Source organism: Allobosea sp. (assembly GCF_030695125.1).
GTDB lineage: Bacteria > Pseudomonadota > Alphaproteobacteria > Rhizobiales > Beijerinckiaceae > Allobosea.
The window spans coordinates 105,113-127,067 of the sequence record NZ_JAUYTP010000073.1; the positions used below are offsets into that span (position 1 = coordinate 105,113).

Here is a 21,955-nt window from a genome sequence, read left to right on the forward strand (position 1 = left end):
CAAGTCTCGCCGTCCTTTCGGAGAAGGCCGAGGCCCGCTCCGATTTCGCCAGGCGTCGCCCCGGAGGGCAGACGCCGAAACCTGAGGCCTCAGCGAACCGAGGCGACCGTCGCGGTCTGGGCGCCGCCCAGCGAGGTCCAGCCGGTCCGCAGTTGCGACTCGCGCTTGACGTAGACGTAGCCGGTCTGGCTCCAGGGCAGGACGGCGTTGCGCTTGTTGTCGAGGATGAAGTCACCGCGGTCGGTGCGGATCATCATCACGGCATGGCCGGCGTTTTCCTCGTCGATCACGACCGTCATCACCATGGCGCGGCGCGGCACGCCGGCCTCGGCCAGGCGCTTGCGCTTCAGGAGCGCGAAATCCTCGCAGTCGCCCTTGCCATCGTCGGGCAGGTCCCAGCGGTCGACGACACCCCAATGATCCTCGTCGGTGATCGCTTCGATCTCGCGATTGACGCGGCTGTTGATCGCGACGATCGACTTCCAGAGCTTCGGCGTCATCTCGACGCGATCGGGTTCACGCAGATCGACGCGGCATTCGGCCGGGCTGCGCCGGCACAGATCGCTCCAGGCATAAGGGGCGCGGGCATCGCCAGAGGCATCCGCCGGTGCGCTGGCGACCGGAATGCCGGCGCTGGCGGGCTGTGCCTGAGCGGTGGATGCGCCGCCGACGATCAGCAGCAGCGCGAGAGCAGTCCCCATGAAAGTCCGGTTTGTTGAAAGCATATCGTCCCCTTCCTTGTCCCTGGGGTGGACGATGCCGTCAGCCGATGGATTTGTTTTGAAATGAAAGCGAACAATTGTAGGCAATTCGCCGAACGTTGCTGGCGATGGGTGTCAGTATAAATTGCGCGGAAACAGGCTGTGGCGAAAGCAGGCTAGTGAATTCAGGGGGCGTTAATTATCGCCGTCGTCATGAACAGGGTCGGTTAACCATTTGGGTCCCGTATGGCGTCAGCTCCGCGCCGGGCGGGCTCGCTGTGCGGCGCGGAGCTGCCATGGGCCAGAAGCTCCGCGCTGATCTCGCGTGGATGAAAGAACATGAAGCGGGGAGCCAGCGCCTGCAGAGCGTCAGGGTTGGTGAAACCCCAGCTCACCGCGCCGAAGGCCATGCCCGCATCGCGGGCCGCCTCGCCATCGCGGATCTCGTCGCCAACGCACAGGCAGTGCCCATGCTCGATCCCGGTCCGCCGGGCGATCTGGCGGAACTTCGAGGCCTTGCCGAACAGGCCGGCGCCGCAGGCGTAGTGGCTGAACAGCGCCGCCATCTCGGGCCCGAAGGCCCGCCGGATGTTGCGCTCCGTGTTGGAACTGACCACCGCGAGGACGAAGCCCGCCTGCCGCAACTCCCGCAGCATGGCCTCTGCGCCCGGGAAAACCGGCACGGGATCGCTGTCGTCCGTCGCCAGACGGCGCATATGGCGTGCGATGAAGGGCAGCTTCCACGGGGGGATGCCGAGATGGGCGATCAACTGGCGCGCGCTGTAGCCGCGCAGGGCTTCGACCTCGTCAGCCTCGATCCGGCGGAAGCGATAGCGCTCCGCGACATCGTTGAGGACCGCGGTGAACCAGGGAAAGGTGTCGGCCAGCGTTCCGTCGAAGTCGAAGATGATCAGCTTGTAAGGCATGCCCGGCCGTGCTGCGTTTCAGACGCTGCTGGCTATGGCGGCTGCGGTTAGCCGGCGCAAGCCTTCAGGGCTGTGCGCGGTCTCCCCTGCGTGGTGTCAGAGCTCGAGGTTTTCGTCGAGCAGATCGGCCGACAGCGGGAAGCGGAACTCCGCCGCATAGCCGCCGTCGAAGCGCCGCACGATCTTGGCGGGCGTCGAGCCGATGCGGACAGGCGTGTTCATCGGCAGGTCGAGATCGCTGGAGAAGGCCGTGCCTGACAAGGAGATGTCGATGATGCGGACGACGTGCTCGGTGCCGTCGTCCATCGCGACGACGGCGCGCGGGTTCCGGGGAACGATCCGCTCGTGGCGACGGTCCTCGGGCAGGCCGAGTTCCTCGCGGTTGGCGAGCCAGGTCAATTGGGCGGTGAACTTCTCGCGCTTGCGGCTGGTCGCGGTGATCGTCATCGCGAAGCCTTCCATCGTCGTGCGCACGCAGGTGCCTTCGATGCGGCCGAGATGTTCGAGATAAACGATGACGCGATCGCCGGGATTGGCACGCGCCGGCGCGGCGAGATGCACGCCTCCGGGCGAGATGTCGATCGACTGGCAGGGATATTCCATGCGGTTGGGCAGCATGTAGCGGCCCAGCAGCACGACTTTCATACGATGATGGCGCCTGCGCTCGGCAGTGCGTGCGGCCGTCCGGGGCGTTTGTAGGGCGCTCAACATCAAGGGTCAGCCTGCTTTCGCGGGCATCCTATCGGCGCTCTGGTTAACGCATGGTGTGTCGATCAGGCCCTGCCGCCCGGCAGCACCATGAATTTCGGCGCCCGCACACGGGTTTGAAGCTGGGGCTGCGGCTGCTGGCTCAGGCCGATGCCAGGCCAGAGCATCCGCAAGGAAATCATCCGCATCGTGTCGATGGTGTCGAGACCGAGCCATTCCGGCGTGATGGCGGCGGACAGGGCCCCCAGCATCCGGGCGTGGGTGCGGCCGCGATAGCGCAGCGGCAACAGCAGCAGCTCGAGATAGATCGGCGCTCCCGTGCGGGTTTCGCCGGTCAGGCCCGCCACGGCGCCGGCGCTTTCATCCATGACGGTCTGGGTCAGGCGGCGCATTTCGCTTTGCGATTCGACCTCGCTCCACAGCGCGGTGAAGGCGCGGCCGCGAAGCTCATGGCCGAGCAGGGCGCAAAGCCGCGTGCCGGCAAGCCTGAAGACAGGCCCGATCGGTTCATTCTCGAGAACGAAGGTGTCGGCCAGCGCATGACGCAGGGCGCCCGGCTCGATTTCGCCGCGCTCGGGTGCCGTGCGCTCTCCACGGAGAGCGTCCCAGTACTCGAAGACGAGGCGCGTGCTTGTGTTCTTCATTCCGGTACCCAGTGCTGCCGGCCGCCGTCATGCGCGCCGTTGCGTCCCGCGATGGCGCAGAAACGTCAGGAGGCGGGACGAATCGACCCTTCGAACTGCGAGAGACGCAGGTGGCATGCCGTCTTGCCATGCGGGCCGGTCGCTGTTCGGGTAAACGGTGCGTTAAGGTTAACAAGACCTTGAGATTGTGGATAACCCATTACAATGTATATAAAATTTTCGGTTTTCACGGGCTCCGGGCCCGTGTTCGGAAGGGGCCGGCGGGGGATGTGACCGTGGCGCTGCGCCATCTGGCGGCGCGCCTGCACAGCCGGGAGAAAGGGGAGGGCCGCAAGGCTTCTCCCCTTTTTCACGTCGCTGCGCTGCGGCCGGAGCCTTCGCCCGTCTGCCTCGCCTCCGTTCGCTTGGCTTGCCAGCGGCGGCGGCTTCGGCAAGGGTTGGCCGGCATGTCATACCCTCCTGCCGGCCACTCGGCCCCACCCCAGCGCGAACCGATCCTCAACCTCCCCGCGGCCATCGTCTGGCTGACCGTGGTGCTGGCCGCGATCCAGGGCGGGCGCTCGCTGCTGTCGGCCTATGACGATTATCTGCTGCTCTCCTGGCTGGCCTTCGTGCCGGCGCGCCTCAGCCTGTGGCTGGCGCCCGAGCGCCTCGAGGAGATGGTTAGCGCCGTGGCGGGCGCGTCTGCGGGGCAGGATCTCGCCGACCGTCTGCAACTCGTGCGGCTGCTGCTGTCCGATGGCGGGCCGCGCCTCTGGACCCTGCTGAGCTACGGGCTGCTGCACGGCTCCTGGGTGCATCTCGTCACCAATGTGGTCTGGCTCGCGGCCTTCGGCAGCCCCGTGGCGCGTCGGCTGGGGACGGGGCGGTTCCTCAGTCTGATGGGGTTGTCGACGATCGGCGGGGCGCTGCTGCACTGGTTTGCGCGCGATCTCGACGTGCTGCCGCTCGTCGGCGCTTCCGCCGCGGTCTCGGGCGCGACGGCGGCGGCGATCCGGTTCGTCTTCGCGCCGGGGCTGCGCTTCGGCGCGCTTGCCGACGACGCAGTGGTCCGTGCGATCCCGGCCGAGCCGATGGGCCAGCTCTGGCGCAATTCGCGCGCGATGCTGTTCATCGGGATCTGGTTTGCCACGAACATCCTGTTCGGGTCCGGGCTGGTGCCGATCATGGGAGAGGAGACCAGCATCGCCTGGGAGGCCCATATCGGGGGGTTCATGGTCGGGCTCCTGCTGTTCCCGCTGTTCGACCGGGGCGCCGTGCGGCGCTGAAGCCGGCTTTGCGCCCCTCCGGGCGCCCTTTGAACACGCCTCGGACGCGCCTTGCCTGCGCCGGTGTCTTCGCCCACACTGGCGGCAATCGCAGCGTTCCCGAGACCCTCCGGCGCGCGTCCCTGCCGGACCTCCACCGGGACCAGCGCGATCCCGCGCGCCGGACAACGGCGCCACCCCAAGGAGGACACGCCATGAATGTCGAGAAGCTTCTGGGCGACAAGGGCCGCGAGGTGATTTCGGTCCAGCCGCATCGCACCCTGGGCGAGGCGGTTCGCACACTCAGCGAAAAGCGGATCGGCGCCGTGGTCGTGATGGGGGCCGACGGGGCGCTGGTCGGCATCCTGTCCGAGCGCGACATCATCCGGGCGCTCGGCGAGAGCGGGGCTGCCGCGCTCGAGAGCCCCGTCTCGCGGGTGATGACGGCGAAGGTCGTGACCTGTCGCCCGCAGACCAGCGTCGACGAACTGATGGAAACCATGACGTCGGGCCGCTTCCGCCATGTCCCCGTCGTCGAGAACGGCAGCGTCATCGGGCTCATCTCGATCGGCGACGTCGTCAAGCATCGCGTCGCGGCGATCGAGGCCGAGAGCCGGGCGATGCGCGACTACATCGCGATGGCCTGAGGCGGCGCTTCAGGTCGAGAGGCGGCTGCCGGCGATCGCCGTCTCGATATCGTCAAGGCAGCGGCGGGTGGCCTGGCGACCGAGTTCGATCGTCTCCTGCGCCCGGTGGAAGTCGAACAGCCCCATGCGGCCGAGCCTGGGGCCGATCATGACGTCGGGCGGATCGCCCGCCAGGCGCGAGCGCGAAATCCGGTCCTGGGTGATGTTGAAGGCGTCGATCATGACGCCGGCGAGGCCGGGCCTGATCTCGCTCGTGCGGCCGACGAGACCCCGCACCCGCCGCGCCGCGCCCGTGATCCCGCCGAGCCAGCGCGAGGTCGGCCTGACGTCCAGTTCGGGCACGATGTCGGGTTCGGGATCGGCGGCATGCTGCTGGATGATGGTGCCGCGGCCGGCGAGATCGCTGTTGAGGTTGACGCAGATCACGATGTCGGCCCCGAGCGCGCGCGCGGCCGTGACCGGCACCGGATTGACCAGTGCGCCATCCATCAGCCAGCGGCCGCCGAGCTTGACCGGATCGAACACGCCCGGCAGCGCATAGGAGGCGCCCAGCGCCTCGACCAGCGCGCCTTGCGTGAGCCAGATCTCGTGGCCGGTGCCGAGCTCGGTGGCGATGGCGACGAAGCGCGTCGGCAGGGCCTCGATGCGCTGCCCGGCGAGATCGCGCTCCAGCAGGCGCTTGAGCCGGCCGCCGCCGATCAGGCCGGCGCCGCCGATATGGAAGTCCATCAGGCCGACGACGCGGCGCTTGGTCAGGCCGGTGGCGAATTCGGTGAGTTCGCCGAGCTTGCCGGCGGCAAAGCAGCCGCCGACGACCGCGCCAATCGAGGTCCCGGCGATGACGTCGGGCGTATAGCCCGCCTCCTTCAGGACCTCGAGCACGCCGATATGAGCCCAGCCGCGGGCGGCGCCGCCGCCCAGCGCCAGCCCGATCTTCGGCCGGCCGTTCGGTGGGGGCTTCGGCATGCTGGCGTCGTTCATCGGCGCATCACCTCGGCAGTTTCGATGTCGAGACCCGCAGGCACATCTCGCGCCAGGGCCGGGTCCTCGGCTGGTGACGGCGTCGCGTCGGCCTGGCGACCGTGCCGATGAGGCGTCGCCGTCTGGCCGCAACCCGTGGGCAAACCGTCACCTCCCGGTGACGATCCCGCCCCATGAACGCCAGCCGTTAGCGACGGCATTTGACGGGACGATGAAATGGCCGCGACGGGGTCGCCGCCGGCCTCCTCAAGACAGGGTTCCGGCCGTTCAGACAAACAGCAGCGGCGAGCCGGCGTCCTCGCGCAGGGGCTGGACGCGGTAGAAGCAGGAGCGGCGGCCGGTGTGGCAGCAGCCGCCATCGCCCGCGACTTTGACCTTCAGCCAGAGCGCGTCCTGGTCGCAATCGACCCGCATCTCGACGATCGTCTGGGCCTGGCCGGAGGTGGCGCCCTTGTGCCAGAGCTCGCCGCGCGAGCGCGACCAGTACCAGGCCTCGCCGGTCTCGATCGAGCGGGCCAGCGCCTGCGCGTTCATATGCGCGACCATCAGCAGCTCGCCCGTCGCAGCATCGGTGGTGACGCAGGTGACGAGGCCGTTTGCGTCGAAGCGCGGGCTGAGCGTGGTGCCCTCTTCGAGGGCCTGCTTGTCGGCGGCGACGGGGAAGGACGGCATGGCGGGCTCCGGAACGACAAAGGGCGCATCGCGAGGATGCGCCCTTGTAGGGCTGGCCGGCCCCCCGGCCAATCGCAAATCCGCAGGCGTCACAGCCCCGGCGACTTGACCATGGTGAAGAAGCGGACCTGTTCACCGGGGTCGCTGAAGACGCCGGTGTAGCGGGTCGTCATCGTCGAGGAGCCCTGCTTCTGCACGCCGCGCATCGACATGCACATGTGCTCGGCCTCGACCAGCACGGCGACGCCGCGGGGCTTCAGGGCCTTGTCGATGACGTCGGCGATCTGCGCGGTCATCGTCTCCTGGGTCTGGAGGCGGCGCGCGTAGACATCGACCACGCGGGCGAGCTTCGACAGGCCGACGACCCCGGTCGAGGGGTAGTAGCCGATATGGGCCTTGCCGACGAAGGGCACCATATGGTGCTCGCAATGCGAATAGAACGGGATGTCGCGGACCAGGACCATGTCCCTGTAGCCTTCGACCTCCTCGAAGACGCGATCGAGGATTTCGTGGGGATCCTCGCCATAGCCCTTGTAGAACTCCCGATACGCCTTGGCGACGCGCCGTGGCGTATCGAGCAGGCCCTCGCGCGACGGGTCGTCGCCGGCCCACAGGAGAAGGGTGCGGACGGCTTCTTCGGCCTGCTCCTGCGTCGGCTGCTTGATCAGAAACTTGTCTGCGGAGGGACCCAGGGTCCGCTCGACCGACAAGGACTTAACCACAGGGTTCATGTGGCGCCTCCCGTTACGGTGAACCGATCTACGCTGCCGATCTCTGGCTGGACCACGCGGACCATCGGTTTGCCGCGATTTTTTTCAGGCGCCGGTGCGCCCACTTGGGCTCTCCCGCTGGCCCATCATCCACCTTATATTGACGAGCCGCGCCAGTCATTCCAGGGCCGGCGGAGATCACGACATGCTGAGCGACGTCTATAACAAGCGCATCCTCGAACTGGCTGCCAACATCCCGCTGCTGGAGCGGCTGCCGATGCCGGACGCCACCGTCAAGGCGCATTCGCGTCTCTGCGGCTCGACGGTGACGGTCGACGTCACCATGGCGGGCGATGTGGTCACCGGCTTCGGGCATGAGGTCAAGGCCTGCGCGCTCGGCCAGGCTTCGTCGGCGATCATGGCGCACCATGTCGTCGGCTCGACGGCCGCTGAACTGCGCCATGTCCGGGAGCAGGCCCGTGCCATCCTCAAGGACAATGCCGAGCCGCCCGAGGGCAAATGGGCGGATCTCGCGGTGCTGGTTCCGGTGCGCGACTACAAGGCGCGCCATGCCTCGACGCTGCTGACCTTCGATGCCGTGGTGGACGCCATCGCGCAGATCGAGCAGCGCCGCAGCGGGCAGGCGGTCGCGTGAGCCGGGCGGGCCGGCCCTATTTGAGGCCCAGCGCCAACCTCGTCTCGGCGCGGGTGTCGTCGAAACGGGCGCGAAAGGCGCGCTCCGCCAGCAGCGCCCTGGCGATGGCCCGGCCGGCCTTGTCGCCCGCCACCAGATCGCTGCGGTAATGAAAGCCGCAGACCAGGCGGCTCTCGCCGTAATCGGCCACCCTCTGCTCGAGCTTGGCGGCGAGTTCGGGCGCGGCCTCCTTGAGCAACTCGGCATAGAGCGCGGCCGTGGCGGCGTGGCCGGCGGGGAAGGACGTTCCCTCGGGGCGGCCGCCCGGGCAGGGCTTGACCCGGACCTTGTTCCAGACCGTGAACGGCCGCTGCCGGCTGGTCAGGCGGCGGACGCCGAGCAGCACGATGCCGAGCTCGATCTGCGCCTCGCGATAGAGAAGCCGGACCTCGCGATGCTCGTTGCCGGCGAAGGGTATGTCGGCGCCTTCGAGAAACCGCGCGAGCGTCTGATACTGGTCGGCGATGGCCGCCTTCTCGCGCTCGGGCGTGCGGTTGAGGGTGATCTGGAGAACCTCGTCGAATTCCCGCTTCTGTTCGGGCGAGTTCATCGCGGGCGGCAGGCCGATCAGCGAGGCGATGTCGACCTTGCCCGGTTCCAGCCACAACAGGTTGGCGCGCTGCTGGGCGGCCGCCGGAACGGACCCGACCATCAAGGCTGCAGCCAGACCCAACGCGGCGGCGCCCAGGCGGAACGGGTTGGGTCGCGAAACGGGGCGGTTCATGGCGAATCTCGGTTTGGATGACGAGCGCGATGAAATGGCATCGCAGCGCGCCTTGTCACGTCTTTTCGCGCAGGCGGCGCGGATAAAGCGGGCTCCGCGGCGCGGCGCCCATTTCGCGATCCGCGGCTACCAGCTCAGCCTGTCGATGCTGATCGGCCGGCACTGCCGGCATTGGCCGAGCTGCTCGGCCTATACCGACGAGGCGATCCAGCGTTTCGGGCTGTGGCGCGGCGGCTGGGTCGGGGTGGCGCGGATCTGCCGCTGCACCCCGCTGGGCACGAGCGGCATCGACCTCGTCTGCGAGGCGTTGCCGGCCGAGGCGCGCTGGTATCGGCCGTGGTCCTATGGCCGCTGGCGCGGGGTCAACGCGCCGGCCGAGCCTTAAGGGGGCCGAGCGTTCGTTCCGAGGCGATTGCCTGCCGACCTGCGCTGGTATAGGCGGGGCCCCTTGGCGGTGTCCTCAACCGGATACGGACATCGCCGCGCAAGTTCAGCCTCTGGCTTGCCTCCCCATGTATCCGGCCTTGTCTTACGGGGTTCGTATCCCCGAGTGAGCAGGAGCGACGATCGATGACGATCTCCCTGACATTTCCCGATGGCGCAATGCGCGAGTTTCCCTCCGGCATCACCGGAAAGGCGATCGCCGGCGGCATCTCGCCCTCTCTCCTCAAGCGCACCGTGGCCATGGCCATCGATGGCGTGGTCGTCGATCTCGCCGATCCGATCGCGAAGGACTCGAAGATCGAGTTCCTGACGCGCGAGGATCCGCGCGCGCTGGAGCTGATCCGGCATGACTGCGCCCATGTCCTCGCCGAGGCCGTGCAGGCGCTCTGGCCCGGCACGCAGGTGACGATCGGCCCGGTGATCGAGGGCGGCTTCTTCTATGATTTCGCCCGCAACGAGCCTTTCACGCCCGACGATTTGCCGGTCATCGAGAAGAAGATGCGGGAGATCATCGCCAGGGACGCGCCCTTCACCAAGGACGAGTGGAGCCGCGAGAAGGCCAAGGCGTTCTTCGCGGACAAGGGCGAGGCCTACAAGGTCGAACTCGTCGACGCGATTCCGGAAGACCAGACGCTGAAGATGTATGCGCAGGGCGATTGGATCGACCTCTGCCGCGGCCCGCACATGACCTCGGTCGGCAAGGTCGGCACCGCCTTCAAGCTGATGAAGGTGGCCGGCGCCTATTGGCGCGGCGACAGCAACAACGCCATGCTGACCCGCATCTACGGCACCGCCTTCGCCAAGCAGGAAGAGCTCGACGCGCATCTTCACCAGATCGAGGAGGCGGAGAAGCGCGACCACCGCAAGCTCGGCCGCGAGATGAACCTGTTCCACTTCCAGGAGGAGGGGCCGGGCGTCGTGTTCTGGCACTCCAAGGGCTGGCGGCTGTTCCAGGAGATCCTGACCTATATGCGCCGCCGGCTCGCCGCCGACTATGAAGAGGTCAACGCGCCGCAGATTCTCGACAAGTCGCTCTGGGAGACGTCCGGCCACTGGGGCTGGTATCAGGACAACATGTTCGCGGTGAAGTCGGCCTCGGCCTTCGAGAACCCCAACGACGCGACGAAGGACCAGAAGGTCTTCGCGCTGAAGCCGATGAACTGCCCCGGCCATGTGCAGATCTTCAAGCACGGTCTGAAGAGCTACCGCGATCTGCCGATCCGGCTGGCGGAATTCGGCGCGGTGCATCGCTACGAGCCCTCGGGCGCGCTGCACGGGCTGATGCGCGTGCGCGGCTTCACGCAGGACGATGCGCATATCTTCTGCGCCGAGGACGATCTGGCGGCCGAGTGCCTGAAGATCAATGAGCTGATCCTGTCGGTCTATGCCGATTTCGGCTTCACCGACGATCTCGTCATCAAGCTCTCGACACGGCCCGACAAGCGCGTCGGCACGGATGCGATGTGGGACCATGCCGAGGACGTGATGAACCGCGTCCTGATCGAGATCGCGACGCAGTCGGGCAACCGGATCAAGACCGAGATCAACCCGGGCGAGGGGGCGTTTTACGGGCCGAAATTCGAATATGTCCTGCGCGACGCCATCGGCCGCGACTGGCAGTGCGGCACGACGCAGGTCGATTTCAACCTGCCCGAGCGTTTCGGTGCCTTCTATATCGGCTCCGACGGCGAGAAGAAGACGCCGAGCATGGTGCATCGCGCCATCTGCGGCTCGCTGGAGCGCTTCACCGGAATCCTGATCGAGAACTTCGCCGGGCATTTCCCGCTCTGGCTCGCGCCCGAGCAGATCCTGGTCTGCCCGATCACCTCCGAGGCCGATGCCTATGCCGAGGACGTGACCATGGCCTGCCTGTCAGCCGGCCTGCGGGCGCGGGCCGACCTGCGCAACGAGAAGATCTCCTACAAGGTGCGCGAGCATTCGCTGGCCAAGGTCCCGGTGATCCTGGCGGTCGGCAAGCGCGAGGCGGAGGAGCGCACCGTGACCGTGCGCCGCCTCGGCAGCCAGGCGCAGACGGTGATGAGCCTCGACGCGATGCTGGAGGCGATGACCGACGAGGCGACGCCGCCGGACCTGAAGCGGCGTAACGCGGAACGGGCGGCGAAGGCTGCAGGCTGATCGCGCGTCATTCTCGGGCGGCGCGCAGCGCCGACCCGAGAATCTCTCGCGGGGAGGCATTCTCTGAACGAGATGCTCGGGTCGAGCCCGAGCATGACGTGTCTCTGACACCCCTCGCCAACCGCCAGTCCCCCATGCCAGATTGCCGCACATGCTGACGGGGTCCTATCGCAAGCGGCTCGAGGCCGATCTCATTCGCTGGGTCGGCGAGGGGCTGGTCACGGCCGAGGCCGCCGGGGCGATCCGCCGTTCGGTCGCGGCCGAGGGCGGCTTCAAACTGCCGGGCCTGCTCGGGCTGTTCGGTGGTCTCCTGATCGCGTCGAGCATGGCCGCCTTCGTGGCCGCGAACTGGGAGCTGATCCCGCGCTTGCTCAAGCTCGCGGCGATCCTGATCGGGGTCGTCGCAGCCCTCGGCATCGCCGCCCGTCTCGACAGCCGCGGTTCGCGGATGGGGGCGGATGCGGCGGCCAGTTGCGGCGTCCTCATCTTCGGAGCGGGCATCGCGCTGATCGGCCAGATGTATCATCTGCCGGCGGACTGGCCGGCCGGGGCTCTGCTGGTCGCGCTCGGCGCGCTCGTCGTCGCGGCGCTGCTGCGCTCCAATGGCGCCCTGGCCATCGCCTTCGTGGCGCTTTGCGCCTGGAGCGGCGGGCGCTGGCAGGAAAGCCAGGGCGCGCTGCATCTGGCCTTCTTCCTTGTCTACCTCCCGGCGCTGTGGCTGGCCTGGGGGCGGCAGAACCGCCTCGTCCATCATCTCGCCGTGCTCGCTCTGGCGTTCTGGCTGGTGATGGTGCCCGGCGACTGGGTTGGCCGCGGTTTCGATTACGGCCTGCTCGCCTATGGTCTGGCGATCTCGGCCTCCTTTGTCGCCCTGGGGGCGATGGCGCTCGACCGCGGCGGCCTCGCCCTGTTGGGCTGCTGCCTGCCCTGGGGGCTGTTCGGCTTCGTGCTGATGCTCGATTTCGAGTTGATCCGCATCCTCGACCTTTACGGCTCGCGCGCGGGGCGGGCCTTCTGGGCCAACTATGCGGCTTATGCCGCGGCGTTTGCCGCAATCGCGGCCTGTGCCGGGCTGGCGCGCGACCGGCGCTTCGCCTGGCCGCTGGCGCTGGCGCTGGTGCTCGGCCTCGTCGTGCCGCTGGTGTTCTGGAGCGGGCTCGCCACCGGGCTTGCGGGCAAGGTGGTGGTGGCGAGCCTCGTGCTGGGCTCCGCCATCGCGCTCGTCGTCGCGGGCGTCACCGGCGGGGTGCGGCGTCTGACGCTGGCGGGCTCGGGCATGTTCGGCCTCGCGATCCTGATCCTGCTCTGGCAGACGATCGGCACGCTGCTCGACCAGTCGCTGTTCTTTCTGGTCGCAGGGGCGTTGCTGCTCGCGCTGGCCGGCGCGGCCCGGCGGCTGTTCGCGCGCCTCGCGCGGCCGGCCGGGGAGGCAGCCTGATGGCGATGTCCGCCTTTCGCTTGCCCGCGGCGGATGCGCTGATCGCCCGCCTGCCGCTGCTGTGGCGGATGCTCGCGGCGATGCTGCTCCTGAGCGGCGGCCTGCTGGCGCTGGTCCAAAGCCGAGCCGGCATCCTGCGCAGCGGGACGGAGGTTCGGCTGAAGACCGTGCCGGTCGATCCGCGCGACCTGTTTCGCGGCGACTACGTCGTGCTCGCCTATCCGATCAGCCTCGTCGAGGCCACGCCCGCCGGCGGCGCACCGCCGTTTCGGCGTGGGGAGACGGTCTACGTCAGCCTCGCAGCCGATGCCGAGGGGTTTGCCCGGGCCACCGGCGTCGCCAGGGCAAGGCCCGCCGTCTCGGGAACCGATGTCGTCATGGCAGGGCGTGTGGTCTCCACGGGCGCCTGTGCGGTGAACGAAGCGGGACAGCCCGATTGCGCAGCGGGCGCACGGCGCCTGCGCATCGCTTATGGGCTGGAGAGCTATTTCGTGCCGCAGGGCCAGGGGCGCAGGATCGAGACCACGCCGCGGGCGCGCATCGAGGTCGTGGCGGCCGTCTCGGCGTCCGGCGAGGCGGCGATCAAGCGCTTGCTGATCGACGGCAAGCTCGTCTATGCGGAGCCGCCTTACTGAGCCGGCGTGCCCCTGATGGCGCGCTGACACGCCCTTCAGCGCCCTCGCACGAGGCTTTGCCTCACGGCCGCCACACAGGCTTGTGAAGCGAAGTTCAGTGACCGTTAACCGCGTCGGCTTTATGAACGCCACATGAACGAGTTGGGTGCTGGCGTTCAGATCGGGAACCCGACACGCCGACCCGACGTTCCTGAGATCTCGTCCGTTAACATGCTGGATGTCGCCCTGTGACGCAGGTCATCACCCTGTTGCGCTTCATGCTCCTGGGCCGCGGCCCGGGCGAGGGCGGCGTGGCGGTGGCGCGGGACGCCCGCATCGATGTGATCCGCGGGCTCGCCCTGCTGATGATCTTCATCAATCACATGCCCGGCAACATCATCGCCGCCTATATGCCGCATAATTTCGGCTTCTCGGACGGGGCCGACGCCTTCGTGCTGCTGGCCGGCGTCTCCGCGACGCTGGCCTATGGCAGCCTGATCGAGCGTCGCGGGCTCGTCGTCAGCGCGCTGAAGATCGGCGCCCGGCTCTGGACGCTCTACATCGCGCATCTCGCGATGTTCATCCTCGTCTGCGGCGTCGTGGCGGCGGCGGTAACGCGCACGCAGAACCCGCTCTACATCGAGGCGATCAACATCCAGCCCTTCTTCAGCGACACGCTGGCGGCGCTGGTCGACGTCCTGCTGCTGCGCTACCAGCCGTCCTATCTCGACATCCTGCCGCTCTATATCGTGCTGCTGGCCCTGTTTCCGCTGGTCTATCTGGCTGCACGCCGCAGCCCGATCGCAACCGTGCTGGTGTCGCTGTCGATCTGGCAGGCGGCGCTGTGGTTCGGGCTGAACTTCCCCAATGTCCATGCGGCGGGCTGGTTCTTCAACCCCTTCGCCTGGCAGGTGATCTTCACGCTGGGCATCGTCATCGGTCTGGCGATGCAGCGGGGCATCGCCACGCCGCAGGCGCGCTGGCTGGACGCGGTCGCGCTGGCCATCCTCGTCGGCGCCTATCTGGCGAAGACCGCCTCCGGCAATCCGACCGGGATCGCGCTCTTCAACGACTGGTTCGACTCGGTCCAGCTCGGCTCGGACAAGACCAATCTGGCCTGGAGCCGCCTGCTGCATCTTCTGGCCCTGGTCTGGCTGGCGATGCGGTGGCTGCCGGCGGGCGCTGGTCTGCTGCGGCACGCCGTCGGTCGCATGCTCGCGACGGTCGGGAAGCATTCGCTCGACGTCTTCTGTGCCGGTACGGTTCTATCGATCGCAGGCCAGATCGTGATGGCCGAAACCGGCTTCGCAATGGGCCCGCAGTTGCTCGTTTGCCTGGTCGGGGTTAGCATTCTGGTCGGTCTGGGGATTTTCCTGACGTGGTATCAGTCGCTCACGCTCTCCGGTGGCCCGTCCGCCAAGCCGTCGCAGCAGGCATCGTCGCAGCCGCGCTGAGCGTTTGTGCCGTGGCGCTGCCTGCGGTCGCAGGGCCGATGACGCTCGCCGACGCCGCCGACCAGCGCTGTCGCGCCGGTGCGTCCGCCAGCGGCTTCCAGCCCGCCTTGCCGATCGCGACGAAGACGTTGCGCGACACCGGCAAGCTCACCATCGTAGCGATCGGGTCATCGACCACGGCTGGCGCGGGAGCGAGCGGCGAGGACAAGAGCTACCCCACCGTTCTGCAGGACGAGTTGCGGCGGCGACTGCCGCAGGCTGAAATCCGCGTGGTCAATCGCGGCGTCGGCGGCCAATCCGCCTATGAGATGCTGACGCGGATGAACACCGACGTCATCGAGCAGGCGCCCGCCCTCGTGATCTGGCAGACGGTCGCGGCCGATGTGGTCAACCATGTCGGCGAGGACAAGCTCGCCAAGATCCTCAAGAAGGGCATCCGCAAGATCCAGGGCGCCGGCATCGATCTGGTGATGATGGACCTGCCCTGGCTGCAGCGCGCGGATCGCTATCCCCATTACGACGATTACCGGGCCGTGCTGAAGCGCGCCGCCGACGCCTCGGGCGTGCCCGTCTTCCCGCGCTACGGGATGATGAAGGAGTGGGCGCATTCGCAGCGTTTCACCCCCGAAGAGCTGATCGGCATGAACGGGACGGAACTGGTCGAGGCCGGCTATCGCTGCCTGGCCATCCGGATCGCCGATGGCGTCGCGGCCGCGGTCACGACGGCCCGCCCGGAGCGAACCGAGGCGCGCAAGGTCACCTACTGAGCGCGCGGGTTCAGCGCGCCAGGACCTCGATGTCGCGGTCGAGGCCGGACTCGACCTTGAAGTCGCGCGAATAGACCTGGCCCTCCTGCCGGGCGATCAGGACATAGTCGCCCTCCGCCAGGATCACCTGCGGAAAGGCGCCGATCGCCTCGCGGATGACGTCGCCGCCGGGCGTCAGAACGCTGAAGGCGGTGCCGGCGAAGGCCTCGCCGCCGGCTGCCGCGACCAGCTTCAGGGTGACGCGGGCGGCGCGGTGATGCAGCGTCGCGTCGGTGATCCTGCCGGATTCGACCTTCACATCGGCGCGCTGGATCGCGTTGGAATCGCCATAGGTCGAGACGACGTGATAGGTGCCCTCCGGCAGGCGAATGAGCTCGCTGCCACGCGCATTGGTGACGAGGCGGCCCTCCGAATTGCCCTGCAGGGGCACGAAGACCTGGAAGCTGAGCTGGGCGGGGGCGATCGGCGCATCGCCGATCGAGCCGGCCAGCGAAAGCCCTCCCGCGCTGATGGCGAGTTGGTCGCGCAACCCTTGCGCGCCCAAGGTGATGCGCTTCGTGCCGCTGGCGAAGCCGTAGGCGGCATGCAGCAGATAGGTTCCGGGCTCGAGCGCAAAGACCGGCTCGGCATCCGACGAGCGCGCCACGATGCGGGGCGGCGAGCCATCCGCCGTTTCGCTGAGGATGCGCCAGACGAGGCCGGAGCGGATCGGCTTGCGGTCGTTGGCGAACTGGGCGGCGAGCCGCAGCGAGGCAAGCGAGGCAGCAGGGGCGGGTGCAGGCTGGGTCGGCGCGGCTTCCGTCGCGGGGCCGCCCGCGGGACCTGGCGTCGCCGGTACCGTCTGCGCGACGCTTTGTCCCGGCAGCAGGGCGAGCATGGAAGCGAGCACGCCCGCAGCCAGCCCGCGCCGTCCCTCGAACCGGTCGAATTCAAACATGCTCACAGCCCTTGGTCGCCTTGCGTTTCCGTCTCAGCAGGCTCGCTTGTCCTGATCATGGCAAGACACTAGGTCTGGGCCGGTTCCTCGCGCCCAGGTGCTTCATGACCGATACGCTCTCCCTGCTCAAGCTGCGCCGCTCGGTGCCGCCGCAATTCCTTGCCGCGCCCGGCCCCGACGCCGGGCAACTCGACGACCTCCTGACCATCGCCTCGCGTGTGCCCGACCATGGCAAGCTCGTGCCCTGGCGCTTCATCGTGTTTTCCGGCGAGGCGCGTGCGCAAGCCGCCGATGTCGTGGCGCAGGCCTTCCAGAACCGCAATCCGGACGCCAAGCCCGAACAGGTCGCCTTCGAGCGCAACCGCCTGCTGCAGGCGCCGGTGATCGTCGCCGTGGTGTCGCGCGCCGCTCCGCATGTGAAAATCCCGCAATGGGAACAGGAGCTGACGGCCGGAGCGGTCTGCATGTCGATGCTCGTCGCGGCACAGGCAATGGGCTTCGGCGGCTGCTGGCTGACCAACTGGTTCGCGTTCGATCGCAGCGTGCTGACGTCGTTCGGGCTGGCGGCGGAAGAGCGCATCGCCGGTTTCATCCATCTCGGCACGCCGGCATCGGTTCCCGCCGACCGCGAGCGGCCGGTGCTCGCCGACATCGTCAGCCATTACGGAGTGTGACGACATGATCTATTCGCCCGCGCTGCAGGACCACGGCCTCGGTCACGACCCCTTCAAGGCGATCGTGACGCCGCGCCCGATCGGCTGGATCACGGCGATGAGCGCGAAGGGCGAGATCAATCTCTCACCCTACAGCTATTTCAATGCGGTTTCGACACGGCCGCACATCGTCATGTTCTCCTCCGAGGGCAAGAAGGACGCGGTCGCCTTCATCGAGGAGACCGGTGAGTTCACCTGCTCCATGGTGACCAAGGCGCTGGCGCATCCGATGAACCTGACCTCGGCGCCGCTGGCGCGCGGGACGAGCGAGTATGGCCATGCCGGGCTCGAGATGGCGCCGTCGCGCTTCGTCAAGCCGCCGCGCGTGGCGGCGAGCCCCGCCGCGCTCGAATGCAAGCTGCTCTCGGTGCAGCAGCTCGTCGATCTCGACGGCAACGCGGTCGAGCGCTGGATGGTGCTGGGCCAGGTCGTCGGCATCTTCATGGACGACGCCTTCATCCGCGACGGGCGCTTCGACACCGCCGCCGCGCATCCGATCGCGCGCTGCGGCTATGCGGATTATGCCGAGGTCGACCACCTGTTCTCGATCGAGCGCCCGCCGGGCGGGTGAGGGGTGACGGCCACGCTCGGTAGGGCCTTTGCTTAGGCACCGAAACCTGGCCGTCATCCTGGGCGACCGAAGGTCGTCCGGGATCCATCATCGGGCACGCCGGCGCTTGAGGATGGATCCCGGCCTGCGCCGCTGCGCGGCTTGTCCAGGATGACGGTGAAGCCCAGTCAGCCCGCGGCCTTCACGCGGTAGTCGCCGAGCGGTGCCAGCGCTGCGTTGATGGCGGCGGCGTCGAGCGCGGCCCCTTCCGGCAGGGTCAGGCGCGGCGGCTCCAGGGTCACGCGCGTCCCCGGAGCGAGCTTGGTCGCGGCCTGTTGCACGCGCGACAGGCAGCCGCCGCAATGCATGCCCGAAACCTCGAAAACCTGAGTCATTGGAATCGTCTCCAGCGGTTCATTCAATCCGTTTCGCAGCCCGCGCCTTGACGCGCTGCGCCCTGATCAGATGGGGACGATCGAGCATTTCGCCATCGAGCCCGATCACGCCTACCCCGGGATTCGCCTCGAACAGCGCGATGATGGCCTCGGCCCGGGCCAGCGCGTCCGGCGAGGGCGCGAAGATCTCGTTGATCGGCGCGACCTGGTCGGGGTGGATCGCCATCTTGCCGGTGAAGCCGTCGCGGCGCGCCGCGAGGCACTCGGCGCGGAAGGCTTCCGCATCGCGAAACGCGGTGAAGACGGTGTCGATCGCATCGACCTGGGCGGCGGCTGCGGCAAACAGCGTCAGCGAGCGGGCGAGGCGATACGGATCGGTATAGGCGCCGCTCTCGAGCCGGTTGGTCTCGGCGCCGAGATCGGCCGAGAGGTCCTCGGCGCCCCAGGTCAGGGCCGCGAGCCGGTGCGTCGCGCCGGCATAGCTGCCCATCCCGAAGATGCCCTTGCCGGTCTCGGTCGCGATCGGGATGATCCTGGTCCCGCCATCGGGCAGGTCGCATTCGGCCTCGCGCACGGCGATCTTGGCGGCGAGATGGCCGGCGTCGCTGCCGCCCTCGGCCTTGGGAAGCATGATGGCATCGGGCGCGCCGGGCATGACGGCATCGAGATCGGCCTCGGTCAGGCCCGTCGTCAGCGCGTTGATGCGCACGATCAGGAGCGGCCGGCGCGGCAGGGCGCGGGCGGCCTCCAGAAAGGCGCGGGTGATCTCGCGCGCCTGCGGCTTGGCGTCGAGCGCGACCGAATCCTCGAGATCGAGGATCAGCGCATCAGTGCCGCTGGCGAGGCCCTTCTGCTGCTTGCGGGGGCTGTCGCCGGGGACGAAGAGGAGCGAGCGCATCAGGGTCAGACGTCCAGGGTGACGGGGGCAGGGTGCCGGCGCATGAAGGCCTGGCGGCGGCACTGCGCCACCAGCGTGCCGTCCTGCTTGTAGGCGCGATGATGAAACTCGACGATGCCGGCGTCGGGCCGCGAGCGCGATTCGCGCTTGGCGACGATCTCGGTGGTGACGTTGATCGTGTCGCCCTCGAAGAGCGGGGCCGGGAAGGTGACGTCGGTCATGCCGAGATTGCCGATCGTCGTGCCGACCGTGGTGTCGTTGACCGAGATGCCGATCATCAGCCCCAGCGTGAACAGCGAGTTCATCAGGGGCTGGCCCCATTCGGTCTCGGTCGCGCAGAAATGCGCATCGATATGAAGGGGTTGCGGGTTCAGCGTCATGTTGGAAAACAACATGTTGTCCATCTGCGTCACGGTGCGCGTCAGGCCGTGCTCGATGACGGCGCCAATCTCGAAATCCTCGAAATAGATCCCCCCGCGCTTGTGGCGCTTCAGCTCCGGCATCGCTGCGTCTCCGTGACATTGCGGCAGCCGCCCGGCCGCCAGCGCGAATCCATCCCGATTAACCGTTCGCTTACCATAACCGGGCCACTCTCCCCACAGCGCCGCAACGTCATGCGGCGGCCGCCGCCGGCGGGTTCGCCCGAGAGTGCCGATGTTCCTGTTCTCCACCCCGCAGACGCGTGAAGCCCAGCCGACCAACCCGGTCGTCAGCGCGATTCGCGACGGCGCGGCCAAGACCGGCGCCGGCTTCGATTATCTGCTGAAGACGGCGCAACGCGAATCGTCGCTGGAGCCCGATGCCAAGGCCAAGACCTCGAGCGCGACCGGGCTGTTCCAGTTCATCGAGCAGACCTGGCTCTCCATGGTCAAGCAGGAGGGGCCCAAGCAGGGCCTGTCCAGCTATGCCGATGCGATCACCGAGTCGAGTGGCGGGCGCCTGACGGTTGCCGACCCCGCGGCCCGCGAAAAGATCCTCGAACTCCGCAAGGATCCGCAGGTCGCAGCCGTGATGGCGGGCGCGCTGACGCAGAAAAACCGTGACCAGCTTGCCGGGGCGCTCGGCCGCCAGCCGCATGCGGGCGAGCTCTACATGGCGCATGTGCTGGGTGCGCGCGGCGCCTCCGACCTGATCAAGGCTGCGGCCAGCGACCCGACCCGCGCGGCGGCGAAGGATTTTCCCGAGGCCGCCGCCGCCAATCGCAGCATCTTCTTCGACAAGACCGGCCGGGCGCGGGGTGCGCAGGAGGTTTATGGCGTGCTCGCCGCCAGCCACGCCAATACGCAGCTCGCGGCTTCGGCGACGGTGACGCAGGCGACGACCGGACAGGGCGACAAGCCCGCCGAGATCGCCGCCGCGCTGGCACCGGGGCGCGCCAAGGGGCTGATCGGGCTGTTCTCGACCGAGGGCTCGCGCGCGCCGGTGTCGCAGGCGGTCGCCAATCTCTGGGCGACGCCGCGCAAGGACGCCAGCCGCACCGCCTCGCTTGATCCCGCCGACCGCTATTTCCCGCGCCTGACGGCTACCGACGCCACCGCCGTGGCGCCGACGGAGGCCGATGCGGCCGCCGCCAACGCCGCCGCCTCGCGCCTGGCCGGCCAGGCCATCGGCGCCCCGCTGCCGCCGACGCGGCCTGTCGAGCTGACGCAGCCTGCCGCCACAGCCCAGGAGCGGCCTGCCGCCAAGGCGCGTCGGGCCCCGCTCGATCTCTCCGCCTTCATGATCCAGCGGAACGCGCGATGATCGTTCGCCGCTTTCTGCTCTGGGCCCGCACGGCCAATGCCGAGGAGCGCGCCGGTGGCGCGGCCGCGCTGGCGGGCGCCTATCTGCGCTCCGGCATGACCGAGGAGGACCGGGCCGAGGCCGAGACCGCTCTGATCTCGCTGATCGACGATCCCTCGCCGCGTGTGCGCCGCGCGATCGCCGAGGAGATGGCGTCGTCGGCGCGCGCGCCGCGCAATCTCGTACTCGGGCTGATCGCCGACCAGAGCGATGTCGCAGCCCTGGTGCTGGCGCATTCGCCGGTGCTGAGCGAGGCCGATCTGGTCGATGCGGCCGCGATCGGCGACACGCTCGCCCAGCGCGCCATCGCGATGCGTTCCTCGCTCTCGGCGGGCGTCAGCGCGGCGCTCGCCGAAGTCGGCTGCGAGGAGGCGCTGGTGACGCTGGCCGGCAACCGCACGGCCGACATTCCCGATTTCTCGCTGGAACGCATGGTCGAGCGGGCCGGCGACAGCGGTCCCTTGCGCGAGGCACTGCTGGACCGCGCCGATCTGCCGCCCGGCCTGCGCCAGTCGATCGCCGCGAAGGTCTCCGACGCGCTGTCGCGTTTCGTCACCGGCTGCGGTTGGCTGACGCCGGAGCGCAGCGCCCGTCTGGCGCGCGAATCCACCGAACGCGTTGCGGTCGCGCTGGCGGCCGGCGGCGAGGACAGCGACGCGCCGGCCATCGTCGAGGTGCTCAGACTCAACGGGCGCCTGACGCCGGGGCTGATGCTGCGCTCGCTGCTCTCGGGCGAACCGGCTCTGGCGGAGGCGGCGTTCGTCGCCCTGTCGGAACTGCCCAGCGCGCGCGTCGCCGCGTTGCTCCGCGACCGTCGCGGCGCAGGCCTCAAGGCGCTCTATCGCAAGGCGGGGCTGCCGGCCTCGCTGCAGCCGGCCTTCACCGCCGCGATCATGGCGCTCAACGCGCGCGGCTTCGACACGGGCGGGGCCGGGCGCGGCCTCGACCGGTCCTTGTTGCGCGAGGTGCTGATCGCCTGCGAGGGGCTCGACGGTTCGGAAGCCCATGCGCTGATGGGCCTGTTGCGCCGCATGGATGCCGAAGCCGCGCGCGAGGAAGCCAGGGCGATGGCCGATTCACTCGCCGACGACGCGGCGTTTGCCTATCTCGTCGAGGCCGACCCGGCGCTGCTGGTCGAGCTCGAGATCGGGGACATCCGGCAGGCGGCCTGAG

General features: G+C 68.5%; 25 protein-coding genes. 13 read left to right on the top strand and 12 right to left on the bottom strand.

Annotated elements, in window-relative coordinates; all coding sequences use genetic code 11:
- Positions 1-89 precede the first annotated feature (89 nt).
- The 4 genes from Q8S38_RS21765 to Q8S38_RS21780 form a co-directional block, all read right to left on the bottom strand.
- Entirely contained in the window at positions 90-701 is a 612-nt protein-coding gene (locus Q8S38_RS21765) for a transglutaminase-like cysteine peptidase (RefSeq protein WP_371125942.1), read from the bottom strand.
- Between the two features lie 227 nt (positions 702-928).
- On the bottom strand, positions 929-1,627 hold the full coding sequence (locus Q8S38_RS21770) for an HAD hydrolase-like protein (RefSeq protein WP_305682434.1): 699 nt from the start codon (positions 1,625-1,627) through the stop codon (positions 929-931).
- A 96-nt stretch (positions 1,628-1,723) separates the two neighbouring features.
- Positions 1,724-2,338 carry a PilZ domain-containing protein gene (locus tag Q8S38_RS21775; RefSeq protein WP_305682435.1) on the bottom strand — a complete coding sequence of 205 codons (615 nt, stop codon included), beginning with the start codon at positions 2,336-2,338 and terminating at the stop codon, positions 1,724-1,726.
- 62 nt (positions 2,339-2,400) lie between these two features.
- Positions 2,401-2,979: a PAS domain-containing protein gene (locus Q8S38_RS21780; RefSeq protein WP_305682436.1), complete on the bottom strand. Its 579-nt coding sequence runs from the start codon at positions 2,977-2,979 to the stop codon at positions 2,401-2,403.
- A 446-nt stretch (positions 2,980-3,425) separates the two neighbouring features.
- On the opposite strand from Q8S38_RS21780, the gene Q8S38_RS21785 reads away from it, so the two are divergent.
- Together Q8S38_RS21785 and Q8S38_RS21790 are read left to right on the top strand one after the other, a co-directional pair.
- Complete coding sequence (locus tag Q8S38_RS21785; RefSeq protein WP_305682437.1) at positions 3,426-4,247, top strand: rhomboid family intramembrane serine protease; 822 nt, start codon at positions 3,426-3,428, stop codon at positions 4,245-4,247.
- A 194-nt stretch (positions 4,248-4,441) separates the two neighbouring features.
- Positions 4,442-4,873, top strand: coding sequence for a CBS domain-containing protein (locus tag Q8S38_RS21790; RefSeq protein ID WP_305682438.1), 432 nt, complete (start codon positions 4,442-4,444; stop codon positions 4,871-4,873).
- Positions 4,874-4,882: 9 nt separating this feature from the next.
- Here the strand turns inward: Q8S38_RS21790 and Q8S38_RS21795 are convergent, their stop codons facing one another.
- From Q8S38_RS21795 to folE, 3 genes are all read right to left on the bottom strand, one after another.
- The gene (locus Q8S38_RS21795; RefSeq protein ID WP_305682439.1) at positions 4,883-5,854 is read right to left on the bottom strand and encodes a patatin-like phospholipase family protein; all 972 of its coding nucleotides are present in this window, start codon (positions 5,852-5,854) and stop codon (positions 4,883-4,885) included.
- Between the two features lie 267 nt (positions 5,855-6,121).
- Positions 6,122-6,526, bottom strand: a complete 405-nt coding sequence (gene hisI, locus Q8S38_RS21800) for a phosphoribosyl-AMP cyclohydrolase (RefSeq protein ID WP_305682440.1) — start codon at positions 6,524-6,526, stop codon at positions 6,122-6,124.
- An 89-nt stretch (positions 6,527-6,615) separates the two neighbouring features.
- The gene (gene folE, locus Q8S38_RS21805; RefSeq protein ID WP_305682441.1) at positions 6,616-7,257 is read right to left on the bottom strand and encodes a GTP cyclohydrolase I FolE; all 642 of its coding nucleotides are present in this window, start codon (positions 7,255-7,257) and stop codon (positions 6,616-6,618) included.
- A gap of 184 nt (positions 7,258-7,441) precedes the next feature.
- Between folE and Q8S38_RS21810 the strand changes: the two genes are divergently transcribed.
- Entirely contained in the window at positions 7,442-7,891 is a 450-nt protein-coding gene (locus Q8S38_RS21810) for an iron-sulfur cluster assembly scaffold protein (RefSeq protein ID WP_305682442.1), read from the top strand.
- 16 nt (positions 7,892-7,907) lie between these two features.
- Here Q8S38_RS21810 and Q8S38_RS21815 read toward each other — a convergent pair whose 3' ends face one another.
- Positions 7,908-8,654, bottom strand: coding sequence for a phosphatase PAP2 family protein (locus tag Q8S38_RS21815; protein ID WP_305682443.1), 747 nt, complete (start codon positions 8,652-8,654; stop codon positions 7,908-7,910).
- A gap of 34 nt (positions 8,655-8,688) precedes the next feature.
- Here Q8S38_RS21815 and yidD point away from each other — a divergent pair, with 34 nt between their 5' ends.
- The 6 genes from yidD to Q8S38_RS21845 all read left to right on the top strand — a co-directional run bounded on the left by yidD (position 8,689) and on the right by Q8S38_RS21845 (position 15,507).
- Positions 8,689-9,039, top strand: coding sequence for a membrane protein insertion efficiency factor YidD (yidD, locus tag Q8S38_RS21820; RefSeq protein WP_305682444.1), 351 nt, complete (start codon positions 8,689-8,691; stop codon positions 9,037-9,039).
- 185 nt (positions 9,040-9,224) lie between these two features.
- On the top strand, positions 9,225-11,234 hold the full coding sequence (gene thrS, locus Q8S38_RS21825; protein WP_305682445.1) for a threonine--tRNA ligase: 2,010 nt from the start codon (positions 9,225-9,227) through the stop codon (positions 11,232-11,234).
- Between the two features lie 151 nt (positions 11,235-11,385).
- Positions 11,386-12,672 carry a DUF2157 domain-containing protein gene (locus Q8S38_RS21830; RefSeq protein WP_305682446.1) on the top strand — a complete coding sequence of 429 codons (1,287 nt, stop codon included), beginning with the start codon at positions 11,386-11,388 and terminating at the stop codon, positions 12,670-12,672.
- Positions 12,672-13,307, top strand: a complete 636-nt coding sequence (locus tag Q8S38_RS21835; protein ID WP_305682447.1) for a GDYXXLXY domain-containing protein — start codon at positions 12,672-12,674, stop codon at positions 13,305-13,307. The genes Q8S38_RS21830 and Q8S38_RS21835 overlap by 1 nt, the downstream gene beginning before the upstream one ends.
- Positions 13,308-13,534: 227 nt before the next feature.
- Positions 13,535-14,740, top strand: a complete 1,206-nt coding sequence (locus Q8S38_RS21840) for an OpgC family protein (RefSeq protein WP_305682448.1) — start codon at positions 13,535-13,537, stop codon at positions 14,738-14,740.
- A gap of 11 nt (positions 14,741-14,751) precedes the next feature.
- Positions 14,752-15,507, top strand: coding sequence for an SGNH/GDSL hydrolase family protein (locus Q8S38_RS21845; protein ID WP_305682449.1), 756 nt, complete (start codon positions 14,752-14,754; stop codon positions 15,505-15,507).
- A 10-nt stretch (positions 15,508-15,517) separates the two neighbouring features.
- Here the strand turns inward: Q8S38_RS21845 and Q8S38_RS21850 are convergent, their stop codons facing one another.
- Positions 15,518-16,444 (bottom strand): hypothetical protein, encoded by a 927-nt coding sequence (locus Q8S38_RS21850; RefSeq protein ID WP_305682450.1) that lies wholly within the window; start codon positions 16,442-16,444, stop codon positions 15,518-15,520.
- A gap of 104 nt (positions 16,445-16,548) precedes the next feature.
- Here Q8S38_RS21850 and Q8S38_RS21855 point away from each other — a divergent pair, with 104 nt between their 5' ends.
- A complete protein-coding gene (locus tag Q8S38_RS21855; protein ID WP_305682451.1) occupies positions 16,549-17,118 on the top strand; it encodes a nitroreductase family protein in 570 nt (189 codons plus the stop codon).
- 4 nt (positions 17,119-17,122) lie between these two features.
- Positions 17,123-17,728, top strand: a complete 606-nt coding sequence (locus Q8S38_RS21860) for a flavin reductase family protein (RefSeq protein WP_305682452.1) — start codon at positions 17,123-17,125, stop codon at positions 17,726-17,728.
- A 167-nt stretch (positions 17,729-17,895) separates the two neighbouring features.
- Here the strand turns inward: Q8S38_RS21860 and Q8S38_RS21865 are convergent, their stop codons facing one another.
- The 3 genes from Q8S38_RS21865 to Q8S38_RS21875 are packed head-to-tail and all read right to left on the bottom strand — an operon-like array spanning position 17,896 to position 19,503.
- Positions 17,896-18,102, bottom strand: a complete 207-nt coding sequence (locus Q8S38_RS21865) for a heavy-metal-associated domain-containing protein (protein ID WP_305682453.1) — start codon at positions 18,100-18,102, stop codon at positions 17,896-17,898.
- Positions 18,103-18,121: 19 nt separating this feature from the next.
- A complete protein-coding gene (locus Q8S38_RS21870; RefSeq protein ID WP_305682454.1) occupies positions 18,122-19,000 on the bottom strand; it encodes an HpcH/HpaI aldolase/citrate lyase family protein in 879 nt (292 codons plus the stop codon).
- A 5-nt stretch (positions 19,001-19,005) separates the two neighbouring features.
- Positions 19,006-19,503, bottom strand: coding sequence for a MaoC family dehydratase (locus Q8S38_RS21875; RefSeq protein WP_305682455.1), 498 nt, complete (start codon positions 19,501-19,503; stop codon positions 19,006-19,008).
- Positions 19,504-19,654: 151 nt separating this feature from the next.
- Here Q8S38_RS21875 and Q8S38_RS21880 point away from each other — a divergent pair, with 151 nt between their 5' ends.
- Both Q8S38_RS21880 and Q8S38_RS21885 read left to right on the top strand, forming a co-directional pair.
- Positions 19,655-20,743 (top strand): lytic transglycosylase domain-containing protein, encoded by a 1,089-nt coding sequence (locus tag Q8S38_RS21880; protein WP_305682456.1) that lies wholly within the window; start codon positions 19,655-19,657, stop codon positions 20,741-20,743.
- On the top strand, positions 20,740-21,954 hold the full coding sequence (locus tag Q8S38_RS21885) for a DUF2336 domain-containing protein (RefSeq protein ID WP_305682457.1): 1,215 nt from the start codon (positions 20,740-20,742) through the stop codon (positions 21,952-21,954). The genes Q8S38_RS21880 and Q8S38_RS21885 overlap by 4 nt, the downstream gene beginning before the upstream one ends.
- Position 21,955 lies beyond the last annotated feature (1 nt).

Excerpts from the sequence above, each read along its gene's own strand:
- Q8S38_RS21765 (WP_371125942.1), bottom strand. The coding sequence starts at position 701 with ATGGGGACTGCTCTCGCGCTGCTGCTGATCGTCGGCGGCGCATCCACC.
- Q8S38_RS21770 (WP_305682434.1), bottom strand. The coding sequence starts at position 1,627 with ATGCCTTACAAGCTGATCATCTTCGACTTCGACGGAACGCTGGCCGAC.
- Q8S38_RS21775 (WP_305682435.1), bottom strand. The coding sequence starts at position 2,338 with ATGTTGAGCGCCCTACAAACGCCCCGGACGGCCGCACGCACTGCCGAG.
- Q8S38_RS21780 (WP_305682436.1), bottom strand. The coding sequence starts at position 2,979 with ATGAAGAACACAAGCACGCGCCTCGTCTTCGAGTACTGGGACGCTCTC.
- Q8S38_RS21785 (WP_305682437.1), top strand. The coding sequence starts at position 3,426 with ATGTCATACCCTCCTGCCGGCCACTCGGCCCCACCCCAGCGCGAACCG.
- Q8S38_RS21790 (WP_305682438.1), top strand. The coding sequence starts at position 4,442 with ATGAATGTCGAGAAGCTTCTGGGCGACAAGGGCCGCGAGGTGATTTCG.
- Q8S38_RS21795 (WP_305682439.1), bottom strand. The coding sequence starts at position 5,854 with ATGAACGACGCCAGCATGCCGAAGCCCCCACCGAACGGCCGGCCGAAG.
- hisI (WP_305682440.1), bottom strand. The coding sequence starts at position 6,526 with ATGCCGTCCTTCCCCGTCGCCGCCGACAAGCAGGCCCTCGAAGAGGGC.
- folE (WP_305682441.1), bottom strand. The coding sequence starts at position 7,257 with ATGAACCCTGTGGTTAAGTCCTTGTCGGTCGAGCGGACCCTGGGTCCC.
- Q8S38_RS21810 (WP_305682442.1), top strand. The coding sequence starts at position 7,442 with ATGCTGAGCGACGTCTATAACAAGCGCATCCTCGAACTGGCTGCCAAC.
- Q8S38_RS21815 (WP_305682443.1), bottom strand. The coding sequence starts at position 8,654 with ATGAACCGCCCCGTTTCGCGACCCAACCCGTTCCGCCTGGGCGCCGCC.
- yidD (WP_305682444.1), top strand. The coding sequence starts at position 8,689 with ATGGCATCGCAGCGCGCCTTGTCACGTCTTTTCGCGCAGGCGGCGCGG.
- thrS (WP_305682445.1), top strand. The coding sequence starts at position 9,225 with ATGACGATCTCCCTGACATTTCCCGATGGCGCAATGCGCGAGTTTCCC.
- Q8S38_RS21830 (WP_305682446.1), top strand. The coding sequence starts at position 11,386 with ATGCTGACGGGGTCCTATCGCAAGCGGCTCGAGGCCGATCTCATTCGC.
- Q8S38_RS21835 (WP_305682447.1), top strand. The coding sequence starts at position 12,672 with ATGGCGATGTCCGCCTTTCGCTTGCCCGCGGCGGATGCGCTGATCGCC.
- Q8S38_RS21850 (WP_305682450.1), bottom strand. The coding sequence starts at position 16,444 with ATGTTTGAATTCGACCGGTTCGAGGGACGGCGCGGGCTGGCTGCGGGC.
- Q8S38_RS21855 (WP_305682451.1), top strand. The coding sequence starts at position 16,549 with ATGACCGATACGCTCTCCCTGCTCAAGCTGCGCCGCTCGGTGCCGCCG.
- Q8S38_RS21860 (WP_305682452.1), top strand. The coding sequence starts at position 17,123 with ATGATCTATTCGCCCGCGCTGCAGGACCACGGCCTCGGTCACGACCCC.
- Q8S38_RS21865 (WP_305682453.1), bottom strand. The coding sequence starts at position 18,102 with ATGACTCAGGTTTTCGAGGTTTCGGGCATGCATTGCGGCGGCTGCCTG.
- Q8S38_RS21870 (WP_305682454.1), bottom strand. The coding sequence starts at position 19,000 with ATGCGCTCGCTCCTCTTCGTCCCCGGCGACAGCCCCCGCAAGCAGCAG.
- Q8S38_RS21875 (WP_305682455.1), bottom strand. The coding sequence starts at position 19,503 with ATGCCGGAGCTGAAGCGCCACAAGCGCGGGGGGATCTATTTCGAGGAT.
- Q8S38_RS21880 (WP_305682456.1), top strand. The coding sequence starts at position 19,655 with ATGTTCCTGTTCTCCACCCCGCAGACGCGTGAAGCCCAGCCGACCAAC.
- Q8S38_RS21885 (WP_305682457.1), top strand. The coding sequence starts at position 20,740 with ATGATCGTTCGCCGCTTTCTGCTCTGGGCCCGCACGGCCAATGCCGAG.